Origin of the sequence: Nocardia sp. NPDC057272 (genome assembly GCF_042668615.1) — a bacterium.
Classification (GTDB): Bacteria; Actinomycetota; Actinomycetes; order Mycobacteriales; family Mycobacteriaceae; genus Nocardia.
Genome location: NZ_JBHUYK010000009.1, coordinates 13282 through 38070 on the forward strand (window position 1 = coordinate 13282; position 24789 = coordinate 38070).

16 protein-coding genes and 2 pseudogenes are annotated in these 24789 nt (G+C 61.3%); 7 read left to right on the forward strand and 11 right to left on the reverse strand.

Going from position 1 to position 24789, the window contains the following annotated elements:
• Positions 1-206: 206 nt before the first annotated feature.
• From ACFULV_RS14930 to ACFULV_RS14940, 3 genes and pseudogenes are all read right to left on the reverse strand, one after another.
• Positions 207-1457: an MAB_1171c family putative transporter gene (locus tag ACFULV_RS14930; protein WP_378656756.1), complete on the reverse strand. Its 1251-nt coding sequence runs from the start codon at positions 1455-1457 to the stop codon at positions 207-209.
• Positions 1458-2046: 589 nt separating this feature from the next.
• Positions 2047-2475 carry a helix-turn-helix domain-containing protein gene (locus ACFULV_RS14935; RefSeq protein ID WP_378656758.1) on the reverse strand — a complete coding sequence of 143 codons (429 nt, stop codon included), beginning with the start codon at positions 2473-2475 and terminating at the stop codon, positions 2047-2049.
• 618 nt (positions 2476-3093) lie between these two features.
• Positions 3094-3761: pseudogene (locus ACFULV_RS14940) on the reverse strand (IS5 family transposase).
• Positions 3762-4348: 587 nt separating this feature from the next.
• On the opposite strand from ACFULV_RS14940, the gene ACFULV_RS14945 reads away from it, so the two are divergent.
• From ACFULV_RS14945 to ACFULV_RS14960, 4 genes are all read left to right on the forward strand, one after another.
• Entirely contained in the window at positions 4349-7111 is a 2763-nt protein-coding gene (locus ACFULV_RS14945) for a DEAD/DEAH box helicase (protein ID WP_378656761.1), read from the forward strand.
• Between the two features lie 728 nt (positions 7112-7839).
• On the forward strand, positions 7840-8103 hold the full coding sequence (locus ACFULV_RS14950; protein ID WP_378656763.1) for a helix-turn-helix domain-containing protein: 264 nt from the start codon (positions 7840-7842) through the stop codon (positions 8101-8103).
• Between the two features lie 513 nt (positions 8104-8616).
• On the forward strand, positions 8617-10059 hold the full coding sequence (gene xerC / locus ACFULV_RS14955) for a tyrosine recombinase XerC (protein ID WP_378656766.1): 1443 nt from the start codon (positions 8617-8619) through the stop codon (positions 10057-10059).
• A gap of 149 nt (positions 10060-10208) precedes the next feature.
• Complete coding sequence (locus ACFULV_RS14960; protein ID WP_378656768.1) at positions 10209-11243, forward strand: hypothetical protein; 1035 nt, start codon at positions 10209-10211, stop codon at positions 11241-11243.
• A 367-nt stretch (positions 11244-11610) separates the two neighbouring features.
• On the opposite strand, the gene ACFULV_RS14965 is transcribed toward ACFULV_RS14960, so the two are convergent.
• Positions 11611-12255 (reverse strand): HAD domain-containing protein, encoded by a 645-nt coding sequence (locus tag ACFULV_RS14965; protein WP_378656772.1) that lies wholly within the window; start codon positions 12253-12255, stop codon positions 11611-11613.
• Between the two features lie 375 nt (positions 12256-12630).
• On the opposite strand from ACFULV_RS14965, the gene ACFULV_RS14970 reads away from it, so the two are divergent.
• The 3 genes and pseudogenes from ACFULV_RS14970 to ACFULV_RS14980 all read left to right on the forward strand — a co-directional run bounded on the left by ACFULV_RS14970 (position 12631) and on the right by ACFULV_RS14980 (position 15632).
• Complete coding sequence (locus tag ACFULV_RS14970; RefSeq protein ID WP_378656774.1) at positions 12631-13692, forward strand: DUF3644 domain-containing protein; 1062 nt, start codon at positions 12631-12633, stop codon at positions 13690-13692.
• 221 nt (positions 13693-13913) lie between these two features.
• Positions 13914-14735, forward strand: a pseudogene (locus ACFULV_RS14975) (IS5 family transposase).
• Positions 14736-14954: 219 nt separating this feature from the next.
• Entirely contained in the window at positions 14955-15632 is a 678-nt protein-coding gene (locus tag ACFULV_RS14980; RefSeq protein WP_378656776.1) for a hypothetical protein, read from the forward strand.
• Between the two features lie 420 nt (positions 15633-16052).
• Here the strand turns inward: ACFULV_RS14980 and ACFULV_RS14985 are convergent, their stop codons facing one another.
• From ACFULV_RS14985 to ACFULV_RS15015, 7 genes are all read right to left on the reverse strand, one after another.
• Positions 16053-16196 carry a hypothetical protein gene (locus tag ACFULV_RS14985; RefSeq protein WP_378656778.1) on the reverse strand — a complete coding sequence of 48 codons (144 nt, stop codon included), beginning with the start codon at positions 16194-16196 and terminating at the stop codon, positions 16053-16055.
• A 1038-nt stretch (positions 16197-17234) separates the two neighbouring features.
• Positions 17235-18518: a helix-turn-helix domain-containing protein gene (locus ACFULV_RS14990; protein WP_378656780.1), complete on the reverse strand. Its 1284-nt coding sequence runs from the start codon at positions 18516-18518 to the stop codon at positions 17235-17237.
• Between the two features lie 562 nt (positions 18519-19080).
• Positions 19081-21111: a tetratricopeptide repeat protein gene (locus ACFULV_RS14995; protein ID WP_378656782.1), complete on the reverse strand. Its 2031-nt coding sequence runs from the start codon at positions 21109-21111 to the stop codon at positions 19081-19083.
• Positions 21112-21227: 116 nt separating this feature from the next.
• Positions 21228-21689, reverse strand: coding sequence for a hypothetical protein (locus tag ACFULV_RS15000; RefSeq protein ID WP_378656785.1), 462 nt, complete (start codon positions 21687-21689; stop codon positions 21228-21230).
• A 719-nt stretch (positions 21690-22408) separates the two neighbouring features.
• The gene (locus tag ACFULV_RS15005; RefSeq protein WP_378656788.1) at positions 22409-22711 is read right to left on the reverse strand and encodes a hypothetical protein; all 303 of its coding nucleotides are present in this window, start codon (positions 22709-22711) and stop codon (positions 22409-22411) included.
• Between the two features lie 640 nt (positions 22712-23351).
• The gene (locus tag ACFULV_RS15010; RefSeq protein WP_378656791.1) at positions 23352-23759 is read right to left on the reverse strand and encodes a GNAT family N-acetyltransferase; all 408 of its coding nucleotides are present in this window, start codon (positions 23757-23759) and stop codon (positions 23352-23354) included.
• Positions 23760-23863: 104 nt separating this feature from the next.
• Positions 23864-24655: a GntR family transcriptional regulator gene (locus tag ACFULV_RS15015; protein ID WP_378656794.1), complete on the reverse strand. Its 792-nt coding sequence runs from the start codon at positions 24653-24655 to the stop codon at positions 23864-23866.
• Positions 24656-24789 lie beyond the last annotated feature (134 nt).

The window sequence follows — 24789 nt, forward strand, 5'->3', positions numbered from 1 at the left end:
CGCGTACCCACCGCTGGATGACGCCTTATCGATCGATAGTCGGCGGTCAGTGAGCGCACGCCTCACGTCTATTTCGCGTGTCACTAGCCACGCAAAGCCTCCCCCTGGAAGCAGCACGCGGTGAGCGGGAGCACTACTTCTTAACCGATGGAATGTCAAGTGAGGGTCGTCAAAATATGATTCGTCAAATATGGAAATTTCTTGAGTCAATCTATTACCTCCGAGAGCCTGCGAGAGCTAACATCGACGAGGTCGAGCGCAATTTCTATAAATGGTGATCTAATATACTCGATCCCGACCATTTCCAACCAAGTGAGTTCATCTTGCAGAGAGTTACCAGCATACATCGACTGTTCAAAATGGTACGTGTGAAAGGCGATTGAAGGAGCGGCACTGTCGTGCAGCATACGTTTTCGCTCGATCGCCACAGCTAGCGTGGCCGCCTCTACGACAGCTGCAAGTTGAAGGTCAATTTTTCCCTGGTCCCGCGCCTTCCGCTTCACTTTTTCGGCAACCCCTGCTTCGAAATATGGCAACAACGCCATCCGCGCATCGCGAATCTCGACAATCCTCCGGTACAAGCGGAAATCAAGTTGCCGAAATTTTCGGTCATAAATACCATTTCGAGGAGACGGATTTAATACGACTTCAGGAACGGAATCGCACATTGCTCGCCACAATGGTCCGATACGTCGATACGTCCTATACCGTAAAATCCGTGCGCATATCGAGGAAAGAAGGGGGCCCCATGCTGGAATTGTCCACCCAACCAGCAGCGCGAGCGTCCCCCCGGCTGCGGCCAACCGAGCGACAGGCTCGAATCGCAAAGTATCTCCACCCGAATGCGCTATCACGACGCTCGATACGCGCACAGCCGAATACGGAAGGCCGAGACCCGATCCAATCATCGCAACCCTGAGACCTACACGAAGCCAGCCCGGGCCGACTCTGACTGAATAGCGCCAACACAATCGCACAGATTCAAGCGTCCCTATTATGAAGCAGCCTTGAAATACGAGCAAGTATATTGAATATGTTGGGATAATTGCCGAGTTGGCGGCGAAATTGTGCGGGCTGTCGACCATTTGCGGTTCTGACAGTGTGAACAGCGTAATCATACAGGTCAAAGTCGCCGCAAGAAGCGCTAACCGTCGAAATATTTTACGCTTCGCGAGGATCCATGGATGATCCCACGAAAGAACTACTGCCTGCTGGGCGACTGCAATAGATACTCCGCCGCACTGTGCCAACAGTCCCGCTAAATTTGGAATTCCCGACAGCCTTGTAACCGACTCGTATACAGCCGGAATTGAAATCCCGAAGGTAGAAGCCGAGATCGCAAAGTAGGCGCAAAGGGCAAATTGACCTGACTCACGGCCCCGAATTAGTGCGGGCAATCGGAATAGCAGCGCAACCAGCGACGTTATCGCGCATGAAGCGTACAGAAATGTGTTCAACTAACGACCCCGCGTCGGTACCCGAGGGATCCTTCTAGCCTACTTACCGCCTCCGCTAGATCTGGCGGCACGGACCTTATTGGAGTATGCGACCAAGAAGCCATCTTGGTTCGGAGAATGGATGCTAACAGTTCCGCCTCTCGTTCCTGCGAATCTGAATACGCGGTGCGACCGAGCATGTTGATGACCACGCTTGGGTCGAGGTCAGGAAATAATTCGGCAGACCTGATCATGTCAATATCGGCAACACCCTTATGTCCACAGAACCTGTGAGAAAGCTCATGAAGAATAATATTCTCTTGATGTAAGACTGATGTATTTTTCTGAAAAATGACATAGTCGCTTGAATTCGTCTGAACTAGAACCCCAGAGGGTCCGTCCGGTGGCAAATCCATAGGTACCGGAACAATTTCTCGTCCTAGCATTGCGCTAGCGCGGCTCAGGAACGTGTCCATCGAGAACGGCTTTGATATCTGCATCTCCGTGATTATATGGTCACATTTTTTCTCGATGCTAGAGCGTTTCGGCCTAGCTAGAGCCGTGAAAAGAGAACGCAATTTGACCATAATACCCCCCAAAGGTGCTGAATTTATTTCTTGGTTCTTTCCTCAAGCCCGCGGAGTGTTTCGACCATCTCAGCAAGCGCACGTAAGCTATTAGAAGAGAGTGTAGACATTCTAGCGATAACGAGCTCGGCCTCGCTCGCGTCCAGCGACATTGCTAGGGCACGAAGCCCTTTTACTTGCTCAAGTTGTTCACGAATTTCAGCACTTTTGGGTGTGCTAAAGAAGTAGGCCGGATCAACGCCAAAGAAGACAGCAAGCTTCTGCAGTGTCTCCATTGTAGGATTCACCTTTTTGCCGTTTCGTAGCTCCGACAGCATTCCAATTGAGATACCTGTCGCGCGGTGTACCTCTGGATGCGACCACGGCCCGCGAGCCTTGGGGTGCACCGTTTCAAACAGATAGTTAATCTTTTCGCTCAGCGTCGGATCTGCCGAAGCACGGCGGTCGGTCAAGGTTGACACTCCAATCTTACAATTAGCGTCCGGTCACACCCCCTAGCCTATCGATACGATGACAGTCTAGCCCTTGAGCGCTACTCCGTACAGCCAGGCAATGTCATGCCGATCGCATCGTCATGCCGATCGCATCGTCATGCCGATCGCATCGCAGGAGACATCTCCATAGGTCGCAGTGGTTGCGAGCGATCGACCTCCTGATCACCGAAAGCAAACGTCACCAGCGTCCCTGCTCGAACGATGTACTACGACCGCCGGGATGGAAGAGCATCGCAGCTTGCGGCGATCGTCGATCGGCTGGATCCGGGATACAACCTCTTGTGCACCTTCGCGGCTGCGAACTCGGTATCAGTCTCCTGCGAACCTCGCGGCGCGGCAGCCTCGCTGCCGCATCACCGCATGCCCACCGCGAACCGGACGCAGTCCGCCCGTAGCACAGCGCCGACATGGACTGTAGGCCGTTCGACATCACTCACTGTCGGTGTGCGTCTTCGGCGGCAACGCTCACTGCAATCCGGGTGCAACAGGAGTCCTCGCGGAGGCCGCACCATCAGCCGAGCGCATGCAGAGGTGATTCCCGCACGATGGTTTGATCCTTCTCACTGCATAGCGCCCCTAGGTCATGTCTCCCAATAGCTTGAGCCATTCGACCGTGAGGGCCATGACGATCCCGGCCCGGTAGGTGCAGGCCAGCTTGTCATAGCGGGTTGCGACACCACGCCAGTGCTTGGCCTTGTTGAACGCCCGCTCGACCACATTGCGACCCTTGTAAGCATCCGAATCGAACCCGGGCGGGCGTCCACCGGCACGCCCACGGCGTTTGCGGTTGGCGACCTGATCAGACCGTTGCGGGATCACCGCCATGATCCGCTTGCCTCGCAGCAACTCTCGATTCGCAGCCGAGGAATACGCCTTATCGGCCAGGACCCGATCAGGGTTGCGTCGCGGCGGGCCACCGACCAGCCTCGGTACGGCGATCGCGTCGAGCACCGCCGGCATCATCGGCGAATCGCCAGCCTGACCACTGGTGATCAATACCGCCAGACCGCGACCGTTGCCGTCGGTGGCCAGATAAGTTTTGGTAGTCAGCCCGCCCCGGGACCGACCTATCCCGTGATCAGTCGGCTCATAACTCGCCACGGACCGAACACCTCAGGCAGATCACGCCAGGGCATCCCGGTCCGCAACCGGAACAACATCCCCTCCACGACCAGGCGATTGTTGGAGAAGTTGCGGCCCACCCGGCCATCGGATTTCGGTAGCAGCAGCTCGAGCAGTTCCACTGGTTGTCAGTCAGAACCTGATGCCGATCACCGACAGTCGCCGCCACGGCGAACATGATGCCCGACCCGACGACCTATCGGACGAGAAACCGAAAACCTGATTGGGAGACATGACCTAAGCGCGACCGGCGAGGACCCGAGGGCAGGTTCTAGCTTCCGTCGTCTCTCCAACTCGGTCAGCATCGACAAAATGGCGGTGTGGCCGGTTTCGACGGGCTAGGCGACCTCGTACTTGCGGACACTTGCAGAGCTCCCTCACGAGGTCGGGCAGCTCGTCCAGACGGCGTCCGATAGCACTTCGGGTCTTCTTAAGGGAATGAAGATTTCGGCGTCGATTTTGTGGTCGACCTGCAGGGGAATCTTCGCCATACCCGCATGTGGCGTCTCGGGGCTCGTCGGCTTTCCGAAACGAGCACCGACACAGCCCGACCTGCCTGCGTGCTCGAAAGCGACACTGGGGCAACGATAACCAAGCTCAGCACACTCTGCCTGAGGATTGTGTGTCGTATCCCTCGGCTAAGGTGGCCGCATCGCACAGGTTCGTCACACCCGGCTCCGAATTGTCGGCCTGCCGGGTGAGGCCGTCAATGGAGGTCATGATCGCGCAGATACCGATCGACGATGAGGCACCGATCCCTGCGGACCCCTCACCACCGATCATGTGGATGAAGATCTGTGACCCCGACGCCGCACTACCGGCCGCCCCGGCCGGAACCGACGTCCGCGTGCTGATCCCGACCGGTTCACAGTTCGCAAGACTGCGAACAATGCTTGCCACGCAACGAATTCCCTATCGAGAAGTGCGGTATCTGCGCGAGCAGGAACTGATCGCGAATATCGATCCGCACGCCGGTCTGTCCTCCACTGTCAGCATCCACGGCCGGGCCACGCACTCTCCACGCCCCTTGACTGGTGCCGCAGCCCAGGCCGCACGCGACGGGTTCGATCTGATGTGGCAAGAGCACACAAGTACCGAAACCCCGTCAGTGCCGCCAGTTCCCGCCGAAACGATCCTTCCTGACCAATGGGTGCGGTTCCTTCCTCATCCTGTATTGAATCCGGCCCAGGCCGAAGCGATCCCGCAGATCGTCGGCACCGATGACCACTTGCTGGTGGTCGCGCCGACCGGGGCTGGGAAAACGGTGATCGGCATGGTCGGTGTCCTGCGCACGGTCTTGGGACAGGGCAAGAAGGCGGCCTGGCTGGTGCCGCAGCGCTCGCTCACCGAGGAACTCAACCGCGAGCTCGACAGCTGGCGTAGCCGAGGGTTACGGGTGGAGCGATTGTCCGGTGAGCATCGCGTCGATGCCGAGCGGATTCGATCCGCGGATCTGTGGGTGACGACCACCGAAAAATTCGAGGCACTGAGCCGCACTTCATCGATGCGTGAAGCACTCGCGGAGGTCGGGTGCCTGGTTGTCGACGAAATCCATCTGGTGGGCGACAGTTCGCGGGGATCGTTTCTGGAAGCGATCCTCGCCCGGGTACGAGACGACGGTTCACGTATCCGCATCGTCGGACTGTCGGCGACGGTCGCCAACGCTGATCAGCTCGCCTCATGGCTTCACGCACGCACCGTCCGCGTTCATTGGCGCCCTACCCAACTCACCTGGCAGCTGCCGATGGTGGTCGACCACACCGATTGGAGCTTGACCGAGGCCGCGAAGATCCGAGTAACCGCCTCCATCGTCAATGCCGTGTCCGAGAGCGATGGCAGTGTCCTGGTGTTCTGCGGGAGCAAACGCAGTGTCAGGAGAACGGCGTTGATCATCGCGGCTAGCCGGGGTGCCGATGTCTTCCACATCGACCCCGATGACACTGATGCCGTCTACTCCATCTGCCAGACCGCCCGAATTGGCCTGCACTACAAGGGGTGGGGGCACAAGAAGGAGGCCGAGCAGGGCTTCCGCGAACGTGTATTGAACGTCCTGGTCGCCACCTCGACCGTCGCTGCGGGCGTGAACCTGCCGGCACGTGCGGTGGTCGTGCAGGACACCGAAGTCGCTATGAAGCCGATCGATGTGGCCACAGTTCAGCAGATGTTCGGGCGTGCCGGGCGGCTGGGCGCCGGCGAACGCCAAGGCTGGGCGTTTCTTCTGGTCAACGAAACCGAGCGCGCGATATGGCAGCGCAAGCTGCTGTCGGGGTTTCGTGTCAACTCGCAAATCCATTCGAGTCTGGCCGAACATGTGCTGGCCGAAGCAATTCAGGGGCGCATACAGTCGACGCGCGACGCCGAGCGCTGGTGGAGACACACCCTTGCATATCACCAGGGCAGCCACGACATGACACCCGTGCGACACGCTATCGGTTTCCTGCTCGAGGGTGCATTCCTCCAGCACGTGCGGACTTCCGATGACACCGGCGGCCTGGCACCTACCGAGCTCGGACTGCTGACCGGCAGGTTGATGGTTTCCCCCACTGTCTGTCACGAGCTTCGCCGGGCGCTTTCCTCGATCCACCTTCCGGAATCAGCCGATGACGCCGAGAACGAGCTCATCGAGATGATGGCCACTCACGTCCCGAAACTCGCACACGCCGCCGTGTCCGAAGCACTCAAATCTCGAGTGCTGCAGGTGAAGTGGGCGCGCGGATCCGTCGATCACCGTCCAGGACACGACCACCCGGTGCCGGACGACGCAACGGCAAGTTATGCCCCCGGCGATCTTGCCCGCGCAGCTATGCTCGCAATTGCTAACTCCCCCAATGCATTTCACCGAAACGCCCGCGTGATTGGCGGGATCCCCTACAGCACCCTGTCACCGGTCCTCGAAGAGGCCCCCCGCTACCTGCACTGGCTCGGTTGTCAGGGATTCCTCGCCACAGTTCACCCGTGGGTCGCGATTGTGGCCGCCGACCTGAGTCGGCGGATCCGTTGGCGGCGCTGCCAGCCCCCTCGAGGCTCGGGCCGACTGCTGTGGATGTGTGAACAGATGGCCACCGCAGCACACGCCGAGGACGTCGTCCCAGAGCTGTGGACTGCAGCCACCAATCACGGCCGCACCAACCCGGACTGGACCGAAACCGGACGCCCCCGCGGATGCCGACTCGACCCGTCCGACTACGCGCTGCTGCTCAAGGAACGGACCACCGACTACGCACTCACCCAGCTTGATGGAAGATATTCCGCGAGCCATCCGTCGACTGGCACCCTGGTCACCTGGTCCGGAACCGATTACGACACAGTCCCGCCAGCAAACGGCCAAGCCGGAATACCAGCAGGAGCTAGGACACGACTACATGGCACCACTGGTGCGGCCCTCTTCACCCGACGCGGAGACTACCGCGCAACCGGATGGCTCAACGACTACCAACAAATCCTGAAGGATCAATCACAGATCTCGGAGTAACCTGCGCGGGCACGTCGATGCGAATTCCCCCGTCGCTGGTTCGATTGCCATTGCCCCTCCCACGTACTCGCCATAACATCGCTACGACCCGACAGGCAATGTCCCCGACGGCACGTGTCCCGCGATTGGTCGAAAACTGCATCCATCGACATGAAAGCCTCGGGCTCGCATGGTACAGACCGGATCCCGGCCCTCAGCGCGGGCAGGTTTCCAGCGCACCTGGTAGACCACGGAGCGTGGCATCGCAGTCCTGCGCCTCCGAATGGACGCGGCGACCGGGCCTGGGACCGACTACTGCGCTCATATTCACGAGCTACTAGCGACGTCTGCAACGACAGCTACCTGACCACCGGTAAGGGTTGGTTATCGGTGGTCAGGCCGCCGGTCGACCTCCGGCGTACGGATCGATTTGCCGATCTCTCTGTCCGGCCCCCCTACCCGCGTAACGCCGAAGCCCCCGAGCTCGCAAGTAATGAGCTCGGGGGCTTCGTGATTGGGTAATCGGCCGCGCACAGGCTTGATGCAAGCTAATGGTTGGCGTTTCACAGTGTAGACGTGGCGGACGGGTATCGGACGGTCACGAGTCAGTTCCCGACGATGATGCTCGTCACCGGCCGACTGGCATGTCGTGTCGCCCAGTTTCACACCAACCCGACATACGTCGTTCTCTTCGCCGTCTATACTGAAGTCGGAAGAGCCATTGATCACCGACGAAAGATTGGTGTGTCATGTCTTCTTCCGATTCCTCACCGTCGGCTCGACGGGACGGTTCGAGTAACTCTCGTCCTCACACGGCTTCCGGCGACGAAACATGGCTCAGCACTGCTGAACTCGCCGCCCGCCTGAAAATTCCCGTCAAGACCCTCGCGGCATGGGCCGGCTCCGGTCGCGGGCCTCGTTATGCCCGCATGGGGCGCTACCGGCGCTACCGGCTCGGTGACGTCCGTGCCTGGGAGGACCAACGTTTCGCCGACGGCGGCGGCAGTCCCTAGCCCCGGTCGGTCGCGACGACTTCCGTGCCTCCCTCGAATACGCATGCGTCTCATCACCGCTTCGGCGGACCTGTCACGCGCATAGCACCTACATACAGCCGCCGCTTCGCGTGCAGTTCCTGCTGCCCCGATCCCTGTGTCCGAGTTCAAGGAAGGTAATCATGGCCGGGCGAGTCCCTCATCCGGTCGGCACCTTCGGCCGACCCACGCCGCCACGCAAACAACGGAACGGCACGTGGCGCACCACCGCCCGCTACTACGGCGCTTGGGGTATCCAGTACATCGAACGCACCGGCCCCACCGCAGGCGAGGCACGAAACCGCCTCGCTGAAGCGATACGCGACTTCCGGCCTCCGCCAGAACCGGACCGCGCTTCGCCCGCATGGGCCGCTACCGCCGATACCGACTCGGCGACGTGCGTGACTGGGAAGCTCGGCAACTGTTCACGCGCCGCGATAGTCGCTGACCGAAACATCCGCACGCGGCGGACTTTTCCGTGCAAACACATCACACATGCTCGCCGACGATGCCCTGCGCATCCGAGGCAGTCCTGCGCGTCCACCAGCCTGCCCTGCAGCGCCCCTTCCCCGAACTTTGCGAGCTGTCGCGCGCCGAGTATTCGGGCTGCCGGGCTGCCGCCGACACACGAATGAGGAGACCATGACAGGCCGCCGCCCACGTCCCGTGGGCACGTTCGCGACTCCGTCCAAACCCAAGAAGCAGCGCAACGGCTCGTGGAAAGCAACGGTTCGCTTCTACGGGGTCTGGGGCACTCCCCAGATCACACGATTCGGCGCGACCTCCGGAGAGGCAAGCGACCGACTGGCCGAGGCCATGCGCGATTTCCGCGAGGTTCCGCGCAACAGCCAGATCACACGAAGCACCACCCTCACCATGCTCGCTCAGGAACTCTTGGCCGAGATGCGGGCCGATACCGCCTGCTCCGCGGGTCTGGTCGAGGACTACCGACGCGAGATCGAAGTCTCCACACACCGCCTCGCGAATCCGAAGACGATCAAGATCGACAACTCCATCGGTCGCCTCCAGATCTGGCAAGCCACTGCCGGCGAACTCGACCGCCACATCAAACAACTGACCACACTCGGACTCCGACGAAAAGCCAAGCAACACATAATCATCCTGCGAGCGATGATGCAAATAGCCGTCCGGCACGGCACCCTCGACGCCAACCCCATCGACGGCGTAGCAGCGTTCAGGAGAGTTACCAAACCCGCCCGCGGCAAGATGGCCGACATGGAATCCTTGCCGGCATTCCGTGACCAGGTCCGTGCCTGGGCGCGGGGCGAGGAAGTTCCCGGAACACCGGCATACACCAGCGGTCCGAAACGGGACTGGACCATGGTCTGGGTTGTCGACGTCATCACCGGAACCGGCATCCGCCCCTACGAAGTCTTCGCACTGTTGCTCGACGAGATCAATCTCGACGCGCCTGTCCCCTATTTCGACGTCACCGGCACCCTCGTGGAAGTCAAAGGCGCCGACAACGGCGGATGGGTACGCAAGCCCACACCGAAGACCGAGAACGGATGGCGCCGAATCCTGTTACCCCAGCACACCATTGAAGCCATCGGTGAAGCAATCATCGATCTCGAGATCACCCGATGCCCGAACCCGATGGGCCTGCTGTTTCCTGCCCGCAACGGATCACTCCGCAATCCCAACAACTTCGGCCGCATATGGCGAGCAGCCCGGGGCGAAAATTTCGCCTGGGTCACCCCACGCACGTTCCGACGCGGCGTCGCCACCGCGGTCGACCACGCTTCCGAAAGCCCCGAGCGCGCCGCCCGCCAACTCGGCAACACCACCGCTGTCGCCAAAGCCCACTACATCGACCGCCCCGACACCGCACCTGACAATCGCGAGATTCTCGAGCGGTGGGCCAAAGGCGGTCCGCAGGAACCGCGCCAGTCACCACTCGAGACCCCGGAAACCTAGACCGTGATAGCCCGATCGGCGCCCAAGAAGCACAGAACGCCGGAAACGCTCCACCGCGTTCCGAGCCCACAGATCGGACACAGTCTCCGACCCGGTTCCGACGCTACTGTCGATGTTGATCAAGCCCATCGCACGATGAGAGATATTCCGTGACAGTCGATTTCATCGAACCTCAGCCCTCCGACGATGACCAAGAGCACCCACTCGGCTCTGATCGAATCGCGGCGATGGTCACCGACCTTCCACCGTTGACACCCGAGATGCCGAACGCGGCGATTCCATTCGAAGCCCAGGCCGCCGACATGGTGCAGGAAATGCTGTACGCCATCGAGAACCAACTGGATGTCGTCGACAGCCAAATCTCCGCGCACACCGACGGAAACGGCCGCCTCGTCTGTTGGACCGAACAGCGAGTCGACACCTGGGACATCGCGAGAACCACCCAACAACACGTCCCGACGTGGGCCACGGTCCGTGAGGACCGTCGGCCCCTGTACGCAATGATGTCCAACGCCATGATCCTGCGTGGTTTGATCTCCGCGGAAGACCCGGGTCCGCCCGTCTGGGCATACATAGCCAATGAGCGCAACAACCCCCCGCCCTCCAATTTGCGGGCCCTCGTCTGCGACTCTTCTTGCGGCAACGGCCTGCCCATGTGCCCGGGCCATCACGTGCCGCCTGGACATACCGCGCTATTGATGAGCGTCGATCCCGCACAGGTTGTGGCCAGCAACTACTCTCGCTGGGATCTCGCGCTGAGCGGTGCGTATATTCCGGCTGACTACCTCGATGCAACTCGCTTCCATCACCTGCTCTCCACCGCTTATCCGGATGAGGCTGCCGAGCCGACATCAGCCCGGGACTGGACGCCTGCACTGCGCATGCTCGCACGAGCGTCAGCTGTCCGAGTATTCGATCTCACGCCCGGAATACCTGGGATGGGCCCGCAGAACCTCTTCTCCAAAGCTGACGAGGCGCGTCGCGATCGCACCATGCAGGTCGCATTACCAGCGTTGAAGCACTCGCAGGTGCGCCAGGTCGTTCATGGACCGTCATGGGAGCACAAAGACGAATGGTGGTCCTTCGCGGTCAAACACAAGCCCGTCGCCGCTGGGCAACGCAGGCACGCATGCCTACCCGTCGACCAACTCGGTCAGCCCGGCATCGAGGGCGACAGCGTGTGAAACCGGACCTGCGTTGGGCGTTGCCCGAGTGGAGACGTCCAACGACTGCTCGCTCGTGTGGCTCGGCGAATCCTCCACTGGCGGCAGAGTCGCAGAAGCTCCTGATCCGCCCAGAACACTCTCGAAATACGAACCCTGCCTGATCACCCAGGTTCGACTACGGAACTGGCCGAATACGTTCTGAACTGCACATACTGTGCGCCACGGGAAACTCGAACCTCTGGCCCCCACAATGCGAGGTTAGAGTTCGACCACGATAAGCCGACTACACAAGGAACACAGCCGCCGCGGGCAGGACTGGCGTTATCCCTGTTCGCGCGGGTAGGGCCGCGACGACGGAAGCACCGTCCAGTCGGACGATTCGGGCTCATCCCCGCTCGCACGGGCGAGCGGCATTTCTCGCTTCAGCCGCACCGCCCGTCCCATCCATCTCGAGGTGATTGTCGGCATCGATGCTTGCCTGGGGGGACGAACGTGGCAACCCGTGCTGGACGTTGCTCCCGGTGTCGTCGAGGACTATCGATCGCAGCCAGCGATCGAGGGCCGCGAAGTCCTCGCCGGTAAGCCCTCGGAACGACTCGACCTGCCACAGGAACGCGGGACCGCGATGATGGACAGCCACCCAGGAGCGGTCGGCATCGGTGATCTTGTCGTCGACCCAGGCGAACGGACGCCCGGCCGCCCAGTCCACCAGGGTCCGGGTCTTCCAGCACAGCCCGAACCAGCGGTCCTCGCGTTCGTGCTCAGCAGCGGGTTCCGGCCAGCGCACGACCGGCAGCCGGGGCAGCCCGAGCCGGGGCGCGATCTCGGCGTTCGCCTCGTCTTCCCATGTCGTGGCCCAGACCAGCTGGCACGGCAACTCTGCCAGCCGACAACCTGCCCCGAGGCTGAGCCGCGAGAAGCGTGCGTCCGATACGGCGTTGCGTGGCCCGCGTCCGGGGTCTTCGCCGAACGGCAGAAGCGGCCCGTCGACATCGAGGAACAGCAGTGGGTCGTGCGATTGATCGGTCATGCCGCCGTCTCGATCAGAGTGAGAGATGCTCTCACTATCCTCCAGAACCACGGCATCGAAACCCGCTTCCAGCCCATGACAGCCGAAGAGATCGAACGAGCCGCGGACCTCTACCGCGCCGGCGACTCCATCAAGACCATCGCCACTAAGCTTGGCAAGGCAAAGGGCAGTGTCCGGAAGGCGTTGACGAAGAGCGGGATTGAGATGCGACCCTCGACGAGGTAGCGCTGACCCTCTCGGCGACCATGTATCGACACGGTCGCTACTGGTCGCCTCAAATTCAGTTACGTGAGTGCGAACTCTTAACTACACTAGCGGCATACTTAGAGTCAAACGCCAACATGTGGCTGGATGAGAAAGCGGATGCACTGAGCTATGGAGGAGACCTCCCTTTGGATTGCGGCATTGCGAACCGCGAAGGACGAAGCGATACTCGCGACTCGACTTTTCAATGACCCAGCGGAGACGCGTGCTTTCGAAGCCTTTGTTGTGCATATGCATGTTGCGTGGCTGTACCTCTTGCAGGCAAAATTTGAACGTGACGGGGTCGACTGCCGATATCCTAGCGACAAGAATCCTGGTGAATTCATCCGCGTGGACGGTGAAGACAAACGGTGGGAACTTGCGCGATGCGTGCAGGAGCGGTGGACAAATCCTGCCGATCCAGCACGGAAGAATTTAGAGTTCTTTATAGGGCTAAGGAATAAGATAGAACACCGCCCCACTCCGACTGGAGCAAGCTTCGTATTGGCATGCGGAGGTAATGCACAAGCTCTATTGCTGAACTTCGAAAACGAACTGACCGCCGCTTTCGGCATTGAACACAGCCTTGCCGAATACTTTAGAGTACCATTGTTCATAGGCGGCTTCACAACAGCTGGCGAAGAGGTCCTGAGGTCTCTGCGCAGTCAACTCCCGGACTCGCTGAAGAAATTTATAGCCGACTTTCATTCGGGGCTTGATGATGAAACTATTCAGCATCCAGAGTTCGATTTGCGATTAAGAGTTGTATTAGAAAGCGCCCAACGTGGAAGTGACGCTATCGCCATGAAATTCACGCGATGGGACGACATGTCCGATGAAGAGAAACAGGCGGTAGAAGCTCTGGGGCGCAGAGGGCAGACAGTTGTACGCGAGCAGCCGCGACAGATCGTAGGTCACGGCTTGCTTCGTCCGGGTGAGGCGCAGAAGCGCGTGCAGGATCTAGTGCCATTCAAATTCAATTCACATCATTTCTCGCAGTCTGTAAAAAGGAAGTCGATTAGACCGCCAAACGGCGCATCTCATCCAGAACGCACCGACGAGAAGTATTGCATCTACGACCACCTGTCAAAGCAATATGGATATACCGAAGCATGGGTGAAGTGGCTTGTGAAGAATTGCTCTGACAGTAAAAAGTTTGTCAAGACGACGGGTCGTGAGGCTCAGCCAAAGTAGGTCGTTAATCGAGTCAAGTTCATTCCTAGCGAGCGCTATGACGCTCCTCATTTTATAGGGTCGGAACACAGGCTGAGAGCGCCGCATTGTACGAATCCGGCTCCCGCAGACCAACTCCGCAAGTACTACGAGGTGCCTAGAGGCAGCTTAGAGGATGTCTCATGTCGCAGGCTGTAGTCGCGGCGTGGCCGGAATCGGCTTGTCGTGCATGATGTTCGGTCGTGACCGACAAACTGTCGTTGCGTTTGGTGCCCGACGAGCCCTGGGAGCTGGTCGAGCCGTTACTGCCGGTGTTCACCCCACGTCGCCAAGGTGGCGGCACTGCACCGACCGATGAGCGAGCCGTGTTCACCGCGGTCGTCTATGTGTTGACCAGCGGATATGTGTGGCGGATGCTGCCGCCCCCGTTCGGGGTGACTGCCCCGACCGCGCACCGCCGGTCACCGCCTGGACCGACGCGGGTCTATGGCGGCGCCTACAGTGCGCCGTGCTCGACGAGCTCGGCAGCGAGGGTTTGCTCGACTGGTCGCGCGTCGTGGTCGACGGTGCGTCGGTTCGAGCAAAGAGGGGGCCCGATGACCGGGCCGAATCCGGTCGATCGGGGCAAGTCGGGCTCGAAACTGCACGTGTTGTCCGACCGTGCGGGGATACCGTTGACGGTCGCGGTCTCGGCGGCCAACACACCTGACGCCGCTGCCCTGCGACCGTTGGTGCGAGCGATCCCGGCGATCCGTTCCCGGCGCGGTCCGCGTCGGCGTAAGCCGGGAAAGTTACACGCAGACAAGGCCTATGGCCACTACGAACTGCGGGACTGGGTGCGGGATCGAGGCATCGGCGTCCGAATCGCTCGCAAAGGAATCGAGTCGAGTAAACACCTCGGCCGGCACCGCTGGGTCATCGAACGCACCATCGCCTGGCTCGGAGGCTATCACCGGCTCTCGATCCGCTACGACCGCAAGGACACTCACTACTGCGGGTTCCTCACCCTGGCAGCGACATTGACCTGCTACAAGAAACTGGTGAAAGCCCGGTCAGCGACATGAGACACCCTCTTAGTGACGTCGGCACAGCCACCACTGAGACTTCTCCCGATACCTCTAAGCGGGCGCGCACGAACATGGACTACCCAGCGATTACCCAGAGAGCCCACCCGCATTCCATGCCAGGTGACCCATCTTCCGTAGACATGGTGGCCCACCACCTGATAGGTTCTTCCTGGCCGCAGGCGCGGCCCGAGGGAACCATCCACCGGGAATCGGTGAGTGTTCCAGGACAAACAAAACTCATGGAGTAACGGCGTGAAAACGAATGATCTGCAGCGGATCCGTGTCAGCGGAGACACATTGGCGATGCTCGACGATGCAAGCGAGCTCACTGGGTACAGCTACGACACTTTGATCCAACTCTGGGGCACTGCCGTCGGCCCTAATGCGGCCGCCGCCGCGGCCGCCGGGGCGGCGCTGGCGATGCGCGCCGTTACGCAGGAGGAGATGCGCCGCGGGCTCGCAGAGTGCGCACCGAATCTGCGGGTAGCGGGAATCCGACTCGATCATTGGCACTCGAGTCCACACAGCGTGGCGGACGGAAGCGGGTTCGACCGAACTCATGCCGGTGCCGATTTCACCACGAGCGGCGTCAATCTGTGGCTGTCCGTTCGTGGCTACTGGGTGGTCGGTCCGCGGTCGAACGCAATCGCAGCCTTTCGACTTGGCCGGTTCCTGGCGCTGTACGCGGGCGTCACATGGAGCGCGGCGACCGACAAACGCCGGTTCGCCCTGACTGGGTACCGAATCAATGGATGCAAGCGGGTCGATCCAGAATCCGGCGACGTTCTCGGCGCCGCGTCGGAGGACGAGATCGAAGCGCTGAAGTACCTCGACGGGCACGCGCTCTCGATGCCCCCTGGAGCAGCCAACCCGATTGCGAACCTATTCGAGTAGCCCGATAGGTAGAACGAGCGCGCCCCGGTATCTCTGATGCGGGGGCGCCGTACTGCGGGTGCATAGATGTCTCCGACATGTTCCTGCGATCGGCAACGGAATGGCCTGCCCAATCTGTCAATGGTCGGCATGGCACCCGTTAAGAAGTCCTTGTCGGCGCCCTGCGGGCGGCGTCGACGGGGGCTTCCTCGGGTGGGAACGGTCGAACACGACCGTCCAGTCGTATGGACGCCGGCCTCTAGCTATGTCCGATGTCGCGAAAGATCCGATCCGTCACAGCGTCGGGCGTCCAGGTCTCGTCGATACGAACCTCCTCGACGAACGGCAGCGGCTGCCAGTGCCGCGTGCCTGAACAGCGGCCTCAGTTCGGCGGCGGCAAACTCAACGAACTCCATGTGCCCACAGCGACGAAGGCAACGTTCAGTCCCACGACTCGGGCTCCTCCCCGCTCGCACGGGTTTGCACGGCCCTCCTCGCTTCGACCGTGCCACCGGCGAGCTGGTCGGCGAACGCGGACTGGGCCGCGGCGATCAGATCCGCTGAAACGACGGGTGTGGCGTCCATGATCTCGAGTAGCACGTCCGTCACATCACTGTTGAGGGATAAGTGAGCCCGGCCGCGACCCTGCTGGGCTTCACCGAGTGCCCATTCGAACTGTCGACGCAGCATGGCGTTGGTGCGCGGCCCGGAGGTCGGCGTATGACCATGGCGTCCTCCGTGAAATTTTGACGTGGAGGACGGACATGGCCTTGCTCGGTCACTGGTTCGCCCTAATCTTGCCGATGAGCCCTCCCCCTTTTTGCCACCGGCGACTCGCCTCGACCGATGAGCCGGTCGAGGCGAGTCCTTCCCCGTGCACCCACACGCCGCCGCCACGTCGCGGGGCGCGGTCCAGCCTAGGCCCCGCAGGGCCACCGCCGCAGGAGCCGCGCCCGCCGACTGGATATCGGATCTACGGTCGTTTGATAGCCACCGCCACAAGCGACTTCGCGGATCGCTCTGCCGCCGCACGTGATACGAAGGCCGAGCTTCGCGATTCGCCATAGGGAGTAGCGACTTCGGCTGTATCAGCGCAAAGCCGACATCGAGAGACGGCGCACGGGACCACTCAGAGTCCAGTTCGACTCACACGCGCGGACCACCCAACAGGTCGGACGGTTGGCGGCGTCGCATCGATCCCAGGCGCGTTGCGGCATCGGTCGGGGCGGAGCGGGACTCCGCCGCACAGGTCGGCGTTGACGACGGACGTGAAGAAAGACTGCACCTGACCGACCGCCCGGACGACTCTCCCAGCAACCCGGCGGAGGGGAATAACGGGGCGCTGGACAGGTGATCAGATTCAAAACTGTGGAGTTTCTGTGGAATTTGGCCAAACCACGTCAAATCTCCAAGACACAAGAAACCCCCTCCGACCGAGGTCAGAGGGGGTTTTCACTGTCGGGCTGACAGGATTTGAACCTGCGACCACCTGACCCCCAGGACTGGCGACCTGCCGTCGCTGCACGTGGCGCACGGTCATCACGTGACTTACAAAGCAGTTGTGGGCACTACAGGAATGACGTTTGGTCCCAACGTGGTCCCAATGGACTCGGGTCAGGGACCCTACTGCGGCTGAGGTCCTCCTGGGTACGGAGACTGATAGGCACCCATGATGTGTAGACGCTCGGCGCCCCCTTGGTTCACGCAGTCCAGCGCGATACTTCGAGCCTGCTCAAGGTAGGCGTCGGCATCAGCGCCTGCATCGACTGCCGCATCGACGGGAGCAAATCGCGGTAGAGGCACAGCCGTGTCAGCGTAAGGCTGTTTGAACGAATCAACTGAGTAGATCTCAATCGGAGCACCGGCTTCAAACTCAATCCCGATCCGGATCTCATACTCTGTTCGCTCGAACAGGCCGGAGACAGTGCGAATCAGTGCCATCAGTACAGCGACCGCGTCCTCAATCGCAGGCGACTGAACTACCGCTCCTGGCCAGGCTTCTCCCGAAGGCTTTAGTTCACCACCTATCGCAACGGCGAGCGTGACACTGCCATCGAAGTGGATGCTAGCTGCACCTGCGCGCCAAGCATCGCGGTCCGTCTGGTATGGAGTCATCACCGTCCACCGCCGCAGGCCTGGCCGCGGACTATATATGTCCATTCGCCGCAGCGGGTGTTGGTTGCTAGCCCAGACGTTGAGACTCTCGACGTCGGATGCCTTTTGGAAGAGCTCGGTAGCGGCCTCACGAGTCAACCGCTCAGTTCGGATCGAAGGAATTCGCGGCTGTGCTACAGCGATGAGCCAGGCTCGGTCCATGGTTGGGTGCACATTGCTCAGGTCACCGTAGATTCGGCTCAGCGTTTCGGCATTGTGGCGTCGGGTGTCGAGCCGGGTCCGATACATCGCTTCAATCTGGCGCTCCCTCATCCAGACGGTATCCGCGTCGTTGCGAATTGGGGCGCCGAAGTACTCGCCCCGATAGACCAGATGTGGACCGTCAATGCTTGGCGGAACGGCGACGACAACGCAGTGACCCAGATTGTCTTTCAGCCTGGTCACCTGCAGCCCAAACACCGGCGGTGACACAGCTGTGACGGCTGCACTTCGAAGCGCACGCTCGTGGTTTTCGCTGAGCTCATGAACGTCAACCCGCTCGTTCGCCGCCTTTGATTTGGGCTCACACTTGACGCCAAAGACGAGCATTCCCCCGCCACTGTTAGCCATCGCGGCTACGTCCTTCGGGAAGTCACCCTGGCTGACTGCCTTGGCAGCTGGTAGCTCGCTCTTCCAGTCCAAGTCCGACGTCTCCTCGATGCGACCGCGGACTGCATCATCGATCATGTCCACAGTGATTGGACCTGGAGGCCGCCCAAGCACCCGATGCAGAGCAGTGAATTCCTCAGCCATGGGCCCATGGTAACGGCCCGCCCTCCTCAACGGGCTGCACGGAACCCTGCCCTTTTAGTCATCGCACGACGGTGATTAAATGACTCGGGCCGCTCGTCCGAGTGGAGGCCTCGTCACATCGCGAAGGTGTCTGTACAACTGATTCGACGTCCAGTTCCTTGTTGCTGTCCCGTCTTTGAGGACCGCAGATTGATGGCTAGGCATCCAGCAGCCGCGAAGCCTCGCTCTCCCCCGGGGACGCTTGCGCGTCAACTCATATCCACAAACCGCCGCCGACACACAACATGTCGATGATGAACACCGTTCCTGGCGTTTACTGTCATCGGCGAGCGACGGCTCGGATACAAAGTGCCCGGTGGGAACCTTGTGGACGTTGGCCAACGACGATTTGCAGAAGAGGTACTGCGTACCCGTTGCGTACTCGATAGCCCCAAGAACGGCAGGGTAAGTAGGCTCACCCGCTATGCCAAGCTCGAGGCTTTCGATAGTGACTATCGCTCGGGTTTCCCGAATCACCGTTGTCGACGTCCCGGCGCTGATACGGCAGGACCCCGACGTTTGGTTATCGCGCGTCGGTGTCGCCGTTGTCGGCGGCGCGGCGATACCAGATTTCAGCTTCATCGAGATCCCCGCGCTGGTGTAGCAGGAGCCCGAGATTGTTCATCGCGTCGGTGTCACCGTTGTCGCCGTTGCCGACGGCGCGGCGATACCAGATTTCGGCTTCGTCCAGATCCCCGCGCTGGTGTAGCAGGGTTCCAAGGTAGGCCATCGCTTCGGTGTCGTCGTTGTCGGCGGCGCGGCGGTACCAGATTTCAGCTTCATCGAGATCCCCGCGCTCTTGGAACAGGGTCCCGAGGTAGGCCATCGCGGTAGTGTGGCCGATGTCGGCGGCCCGGTGCCACCAAGTTTCAGCTCCGTCGAGATCCTCGCGCTCTTGGAGCAGGATCCCGAGGTTGGTCATCGCGGTGGTGTGGCCGATGTCGGCGGCCCGGTGCCACCAAGTTTCAGCTCCGTCGAGATCCTCGCGCTCTTGGAGCAGGATCCCGAGGTTGTTCATCGCGGTGGTGTGGCCGATGTCGGCGGCGCGGCGGTACCAGGTTTCGGCTTCGTCGAGGTCCCCGCGCTCTTGGAGCAGGAGCCCGAGGTTGTTCATCGCGCCGGTGTGGCTGTCGGCGGCGGCACGGCGGTACCAGGTTTCGGCTCCATCGAGGTCCCCGCGCTCTATGAACAGGAGCCCGAGGACTGTCATCGCGTCGGTGTCGCCGTTGTCGGCGGCGCGGCGGAACCAGATTTCAGCTCCGTCGAGATCCTCGCGGTGGTGGAATAGGATCCCGAGTTTGGCCATCGCGGCGGCATCGCCGTCGGCGGCGGCGCGACGGAACCAGATTTCAGCTTCGTCAAGGTCCCCGCGGTGGCGGAGCAGGGTCCCGAGGTTGGTCATCGCGGGGGCGTGGCCTTGCTTGGCGGCTTGGTGCCATAGATCTGTCGCGACTTGGTGGTTGTTTCGGAAGTAGGCGCCGTTTCCGACCGCGAAGAGTGTGGCGGCGGTGGCGTCGCGGGTGGCGTCGGTCCAGAAGCTATCCGGAACGGGGCGAGCGAGATGGTGCTGTCCATCGTCGGCCGCGACGAGATAGTCGAAGGGTCGATACCCACGAGCCCCATGGTCATCGACGTTGGCAGTGGGCAATGCAGCGGTGCGGCCGGCACCTGGCGGAGCAGTGCGCGCGTGTGCGATCGCCGCGGTAACGGCGCCGTCGTCAACGTCGAGTTCTGGGCGCATGCTCCGTAGTCGTTGCGTGACAAGGTCGAGCAGGACAGGTTCTGGTATCGGGTCGCTACGTCCGATGCGAGCCCAGTCCACCGCCGTCGAGATCACCGTGTGCAGCACGGGGTCGGCTGCTCGGGCGTCGTCGTAGCGTGCGAGCAGCTCCGGCGCCCCGGCAAGTTCCTCGCCCAGGCCATAACCGGCGCGGACCTGTTCAGGGTAGGCGTCGTTGACCGCTGCGGTCTCGACCGGATCCTCGGCGGTCGACGCCATCTCGATCATGCTCGCCTGACCCAGCAATCTCCGGATATCGGCGTGGAGTTCGCCGTCGCCACGTAGCTGGGAACGCATCTCCGACCGCAATGTCGCCACCACGATGGTGCGCCCTGCACGGGAAGTCAGGTTCGACAGCAACCCAGGGGTCAGGGCGGTGGTGCCGGTCAAATATTCGTGGAGGTCGTCGAGCCACACCACCAGCGTGTCCTCGATCCGGTGGATCCGGTGATCGGCGACGAACACATCGAGGGTGCCGATAGACGGCCACGCCACCCTCGCAGTGGGATACACCGCGCGAACCGCTTCGTAGAGACTGCGGGTTTTCCCAGCCTTCGATGGGCCGACCACCACCACCAACCTGTGCCCGGTCAACTCCAGTGCCAGTCGGCGATCGACCTCGTTGGCCGTGCGCGCGACATAACGGTCACCGTCGCCGTAGTGGCCGTCGCGACCGAAGAGCGAGTTGGTCGCCCCCAGCAGGTAGGGATCGAGATCACAGACTCGAGGTAGTTGCTCTGCCGATGATGGGGGGACCTTGACCAGATCGGACAAGGCCAGCGAATTCTGCCCGGCGCCACCAGTGTTCAGGTGGACGGGGCCTTCGAACGTGTTCCCAGAGAGGTAGGCGCCGTACGTCGTGGGCGCTTCGGGCGCGGGACTGTCGGGATTCAGTCCTGCGCCGCGGGAGGGACCTGCTGCGAAAATCCCGCCCGAACCCTGGAGAACTCCGCGGCCCCGGTGATCTTGCTGTTGCGGACACGCACCCCGTCACCAGCGGACTCGATGTCGGTGACCTTGAGTGCCTCAGCCACCAAGTTGTCGATATCCAGCCCGACGACGACCTGCGGAGCGTGCTCACGGGCAGCTTCGAGCACCGCCTGCGCGGGCGCAAGCAGCTCGTCATCCCCGGCAGCGCCGGCATCGTCGAGATCCTCGGCCAGCGAGTTCCGCTTCGATTCCGAATCGGGTTTCCGCTCCACTGGCGAGACATCCACATCGGCGTATTTGCGTGATAGCAGGCTCTTCAACCCGGCATAGGCGTCCTTGACAGCCTGAGACGCAGTGTCACCCACCCCGGCCAAAGCGCCGGCTGCGATTGCCGAAACCACCAGTGCTGTCACAGGATCCATGACTGTAGATCTTTGCACGCAGGGTTCACTCCCGCATCCAGATCAACAGCCACAGGCAAGGTCAGCAACAGAGGCAGCCGCATCAACCACTGGTGTGCTAACTGACCGCTCGTCGAGCTTGACACTTACGCATCAACCCGGACAGACCCCTTCGTTGTGGTCTCCTCTTCAGCGGTGGCTGCCCGGACTGCGTTCCATGTAGAGGCCACCCCTGCAAGCCGCGTACCCAACCGCAGCCGCCTAGGCGCGTCCACGGGGTCGAAACGTACTTCGCGCATTGCTCCTCGCTTAGGCGGTAGCTCCTCGGCTATTTCAGAGCTTGGACCCTGCTCAGGTGACGGTTCGCGTCTTCCTTGTCGATTTGCTCCAGCATCGCGCGGAGGTCGCGTTTATGCGCTGCGGATGTGTCCGATTTCTTCAGCAACTCGGTGATCGTGGTCCTGGCGGTCCGGACAGTCCTCCGTGCCGCGTTGTCCTCGGATCGTTTTCGAGTTGCTTCGAGCACGAGTTGGAGCTGCGTCAGCGCCCCGCTGTAGCCGACTGCGATCAGAGGGGCTGCGTACATCAGAAGCATTCCGGGCCAGGTGGTGGGCCCCAGAGTATGCGCGATGGCAACAAGGCCAGTCCCACCGCTGACCGCAGCAGCTCCGCTTCCCCTGCGCCCGCTTCTGTCGGACTTGCTGCTCGATCGGCTTCTACTGGTCGCAGCCTTCGGACTCTCAGTCACGGGAGCTGCCCTTCCGCAGGTCGACACCCTCCGACGAACCGTTGATGTCACCGTTCGAGGAACCGAGACCCAGTGCATCCCTTCTCGCCAAAATGGCTTCGATGTCGGGTGCAGTGCCACTTTCAATTCGAAGGGTTGCCTGGTCAGACATCGTGATGTCGACCGAGCTGTGGGCTGGCTTCTTTGCGAAACGGATGGCGAATAAGCTCGCTAACCTGGAAACCAGCGGCACGAGCGCACCGGCCATACCGCCCGCTGCTACAGCGACCACGACAACATCGGAGATATCTCCCATAGGTCTAGCCTATGTCGAACATGATTGTGCCGCAGGGGACTTCGTCGACACGAGTCGCTGGTCATCGCACGCGAAGGACTGAGGCCCGCCTCCTGACTTGATGCTTACGCATCAACTTGGCCACACCTCTTCGTTGTGGTCCCCGCTTAAGCGGTAGCCCCACCGGGGCGCACACTGGCCGACCGGCAAACCTACGTCCAGGCCGCAGCCGCCAAACTTCACGCCACCCGGCCCCCAAGCTCGTCGATACGCAACAGGCGCTCCCCGCCGCGACCACCCCACACAACCTGGCCTATCTCTTTTGGTCTTCCCTCTTCTCCTACCTACTCACACACACTTTCTTTCTTACAAACCCAACCACCCACACACTGACTCACCCCCTCCCCGTTCCTGATTCTCTGTAATCAGCGAAGCGACAGAGAATCAGGAACGGGGAGGGGGTGAGTCAAGCGCCGAAGGCGCAGATCAGACAGGGTTTCCGCCGGGACCAGACCGGGAGCATCCCCGTTCGGGCACTGTTCGGGCACTGTTCGGGCAGCCGAGCCACGCATTCGGCGGCCTACTCAACGTTCAGGCACCCGTCCAGCAGCAGCGCCGGCGCTACAAACAGCGAGATCCACGACAACGTAACGCCACTCGATCAGGAGCTCGGCACGGCATATACCGCCGCCCGCTCCGTCTGTCCGTCGCTGTGGGTGTAGTCGAACTCGCCGAGCCGAACGCATCCGGCACGCTCGTAGAGGCGTATGGCAGCACGGTCTTTCAGCATGACGTCGAACGCTATCGGTCGGCCGTTGCGAGCACCGTAACGAGCAACCTCCGACATCAAATGGCCACCGATGCCGAGCGAGCGAACCGCAGGGTCGACGAATAGCCGCGCGGGAACGATGAGACAGTCGGCGGCCTGGCCGGTCGCCCGACTCCATACCCGACTTATCGCGCCGTTAGGGTCTGCGACTCCGACCGATACATGCGCGACAGCCGCTCCATCGGCGGTCGCAGTCCAGGCAGCGAGTTCGCCTGGCGGTGACAGCCAACCTTCTGCCATCGCGATTCCCTCAACGGGGTAACCGTCGACTGCGTACACCCGCCGCAGCACTGCGGCCAACAGAGGGATGTCTTGCGGATCGCGCGGTCGGACCTCGACCTGTGTCACTGGTCCACTGGCATCGTGTAGTCCAACCCCATAAAGTCGCTGCGCATCACGAATTCCGTAACTTCGAATGGCCGTTTTTCCTGGTCGATCCCGGTATGACGGACTACCAGCACGGGGACGCCAGCAGGCAGCTGAAGGTCCTCCGCTTCCTGCGGCGTCGGCATCCTTGCAGTGACTTCCTCGCGCGTATAGGTGATGAGGTGGCCCTTGTCCTCGAATCGTGCGTAGAGGTCGCCCTTCCCGAGGTCATCACTCTCCCCCAGCACTGACCCCTCGGCTATCGACCACGGGATGTACGTCGTGCCGATCTGCATCGGCTCGGCGTCGGCGAAATACCAGTTTTCGCGGCGAACGACGGTCTCGGAGCTACCGTCCACGCCGAGCCGCTCAGCCACCCACGACGGCGGGTTCGTCCGTCGTATATCCGTCAAATAGGCATTCGGGGTCCGGCCCTGCGCTATCACTTCGGCCTGGAACGGCGATACGCCAGTTTCGTCGCGCAGCTTCTTCGAGTAGCGCTGCTGACCGAATCGCATAAGCCGCGGCTTACTGCGCACGAACACACCTTTGCCGTGAAACGCGATGACCAAGCCGGATTCTGTCAGCTGTCGAATCGCCTCGCGGGCCGTGTTCCGGGCAACTTCGTATTGCGTGGATAGAGCCCGTTCGGAGGGCAACCGGTCGCCCGGCTGGAGCTGTCCAGCACTGATCTCCGCGCGGAGAATCTCGGCGAGTCGTCGGGCGGTCGCAGGTCCCTCGAACGCATCGGGGCTGGTAGGAGTACTCATGCGACGAGTCTACGCGCACTGGCTCAAGCCAGTTGTTGACACCTCAGTGTGACCGGGGCTACAGTCATCTCACTGGCTTAAGCCAGTTGGGGAAAGCAAACATAACCAACGCAATCACGTTGGGACACAACGGT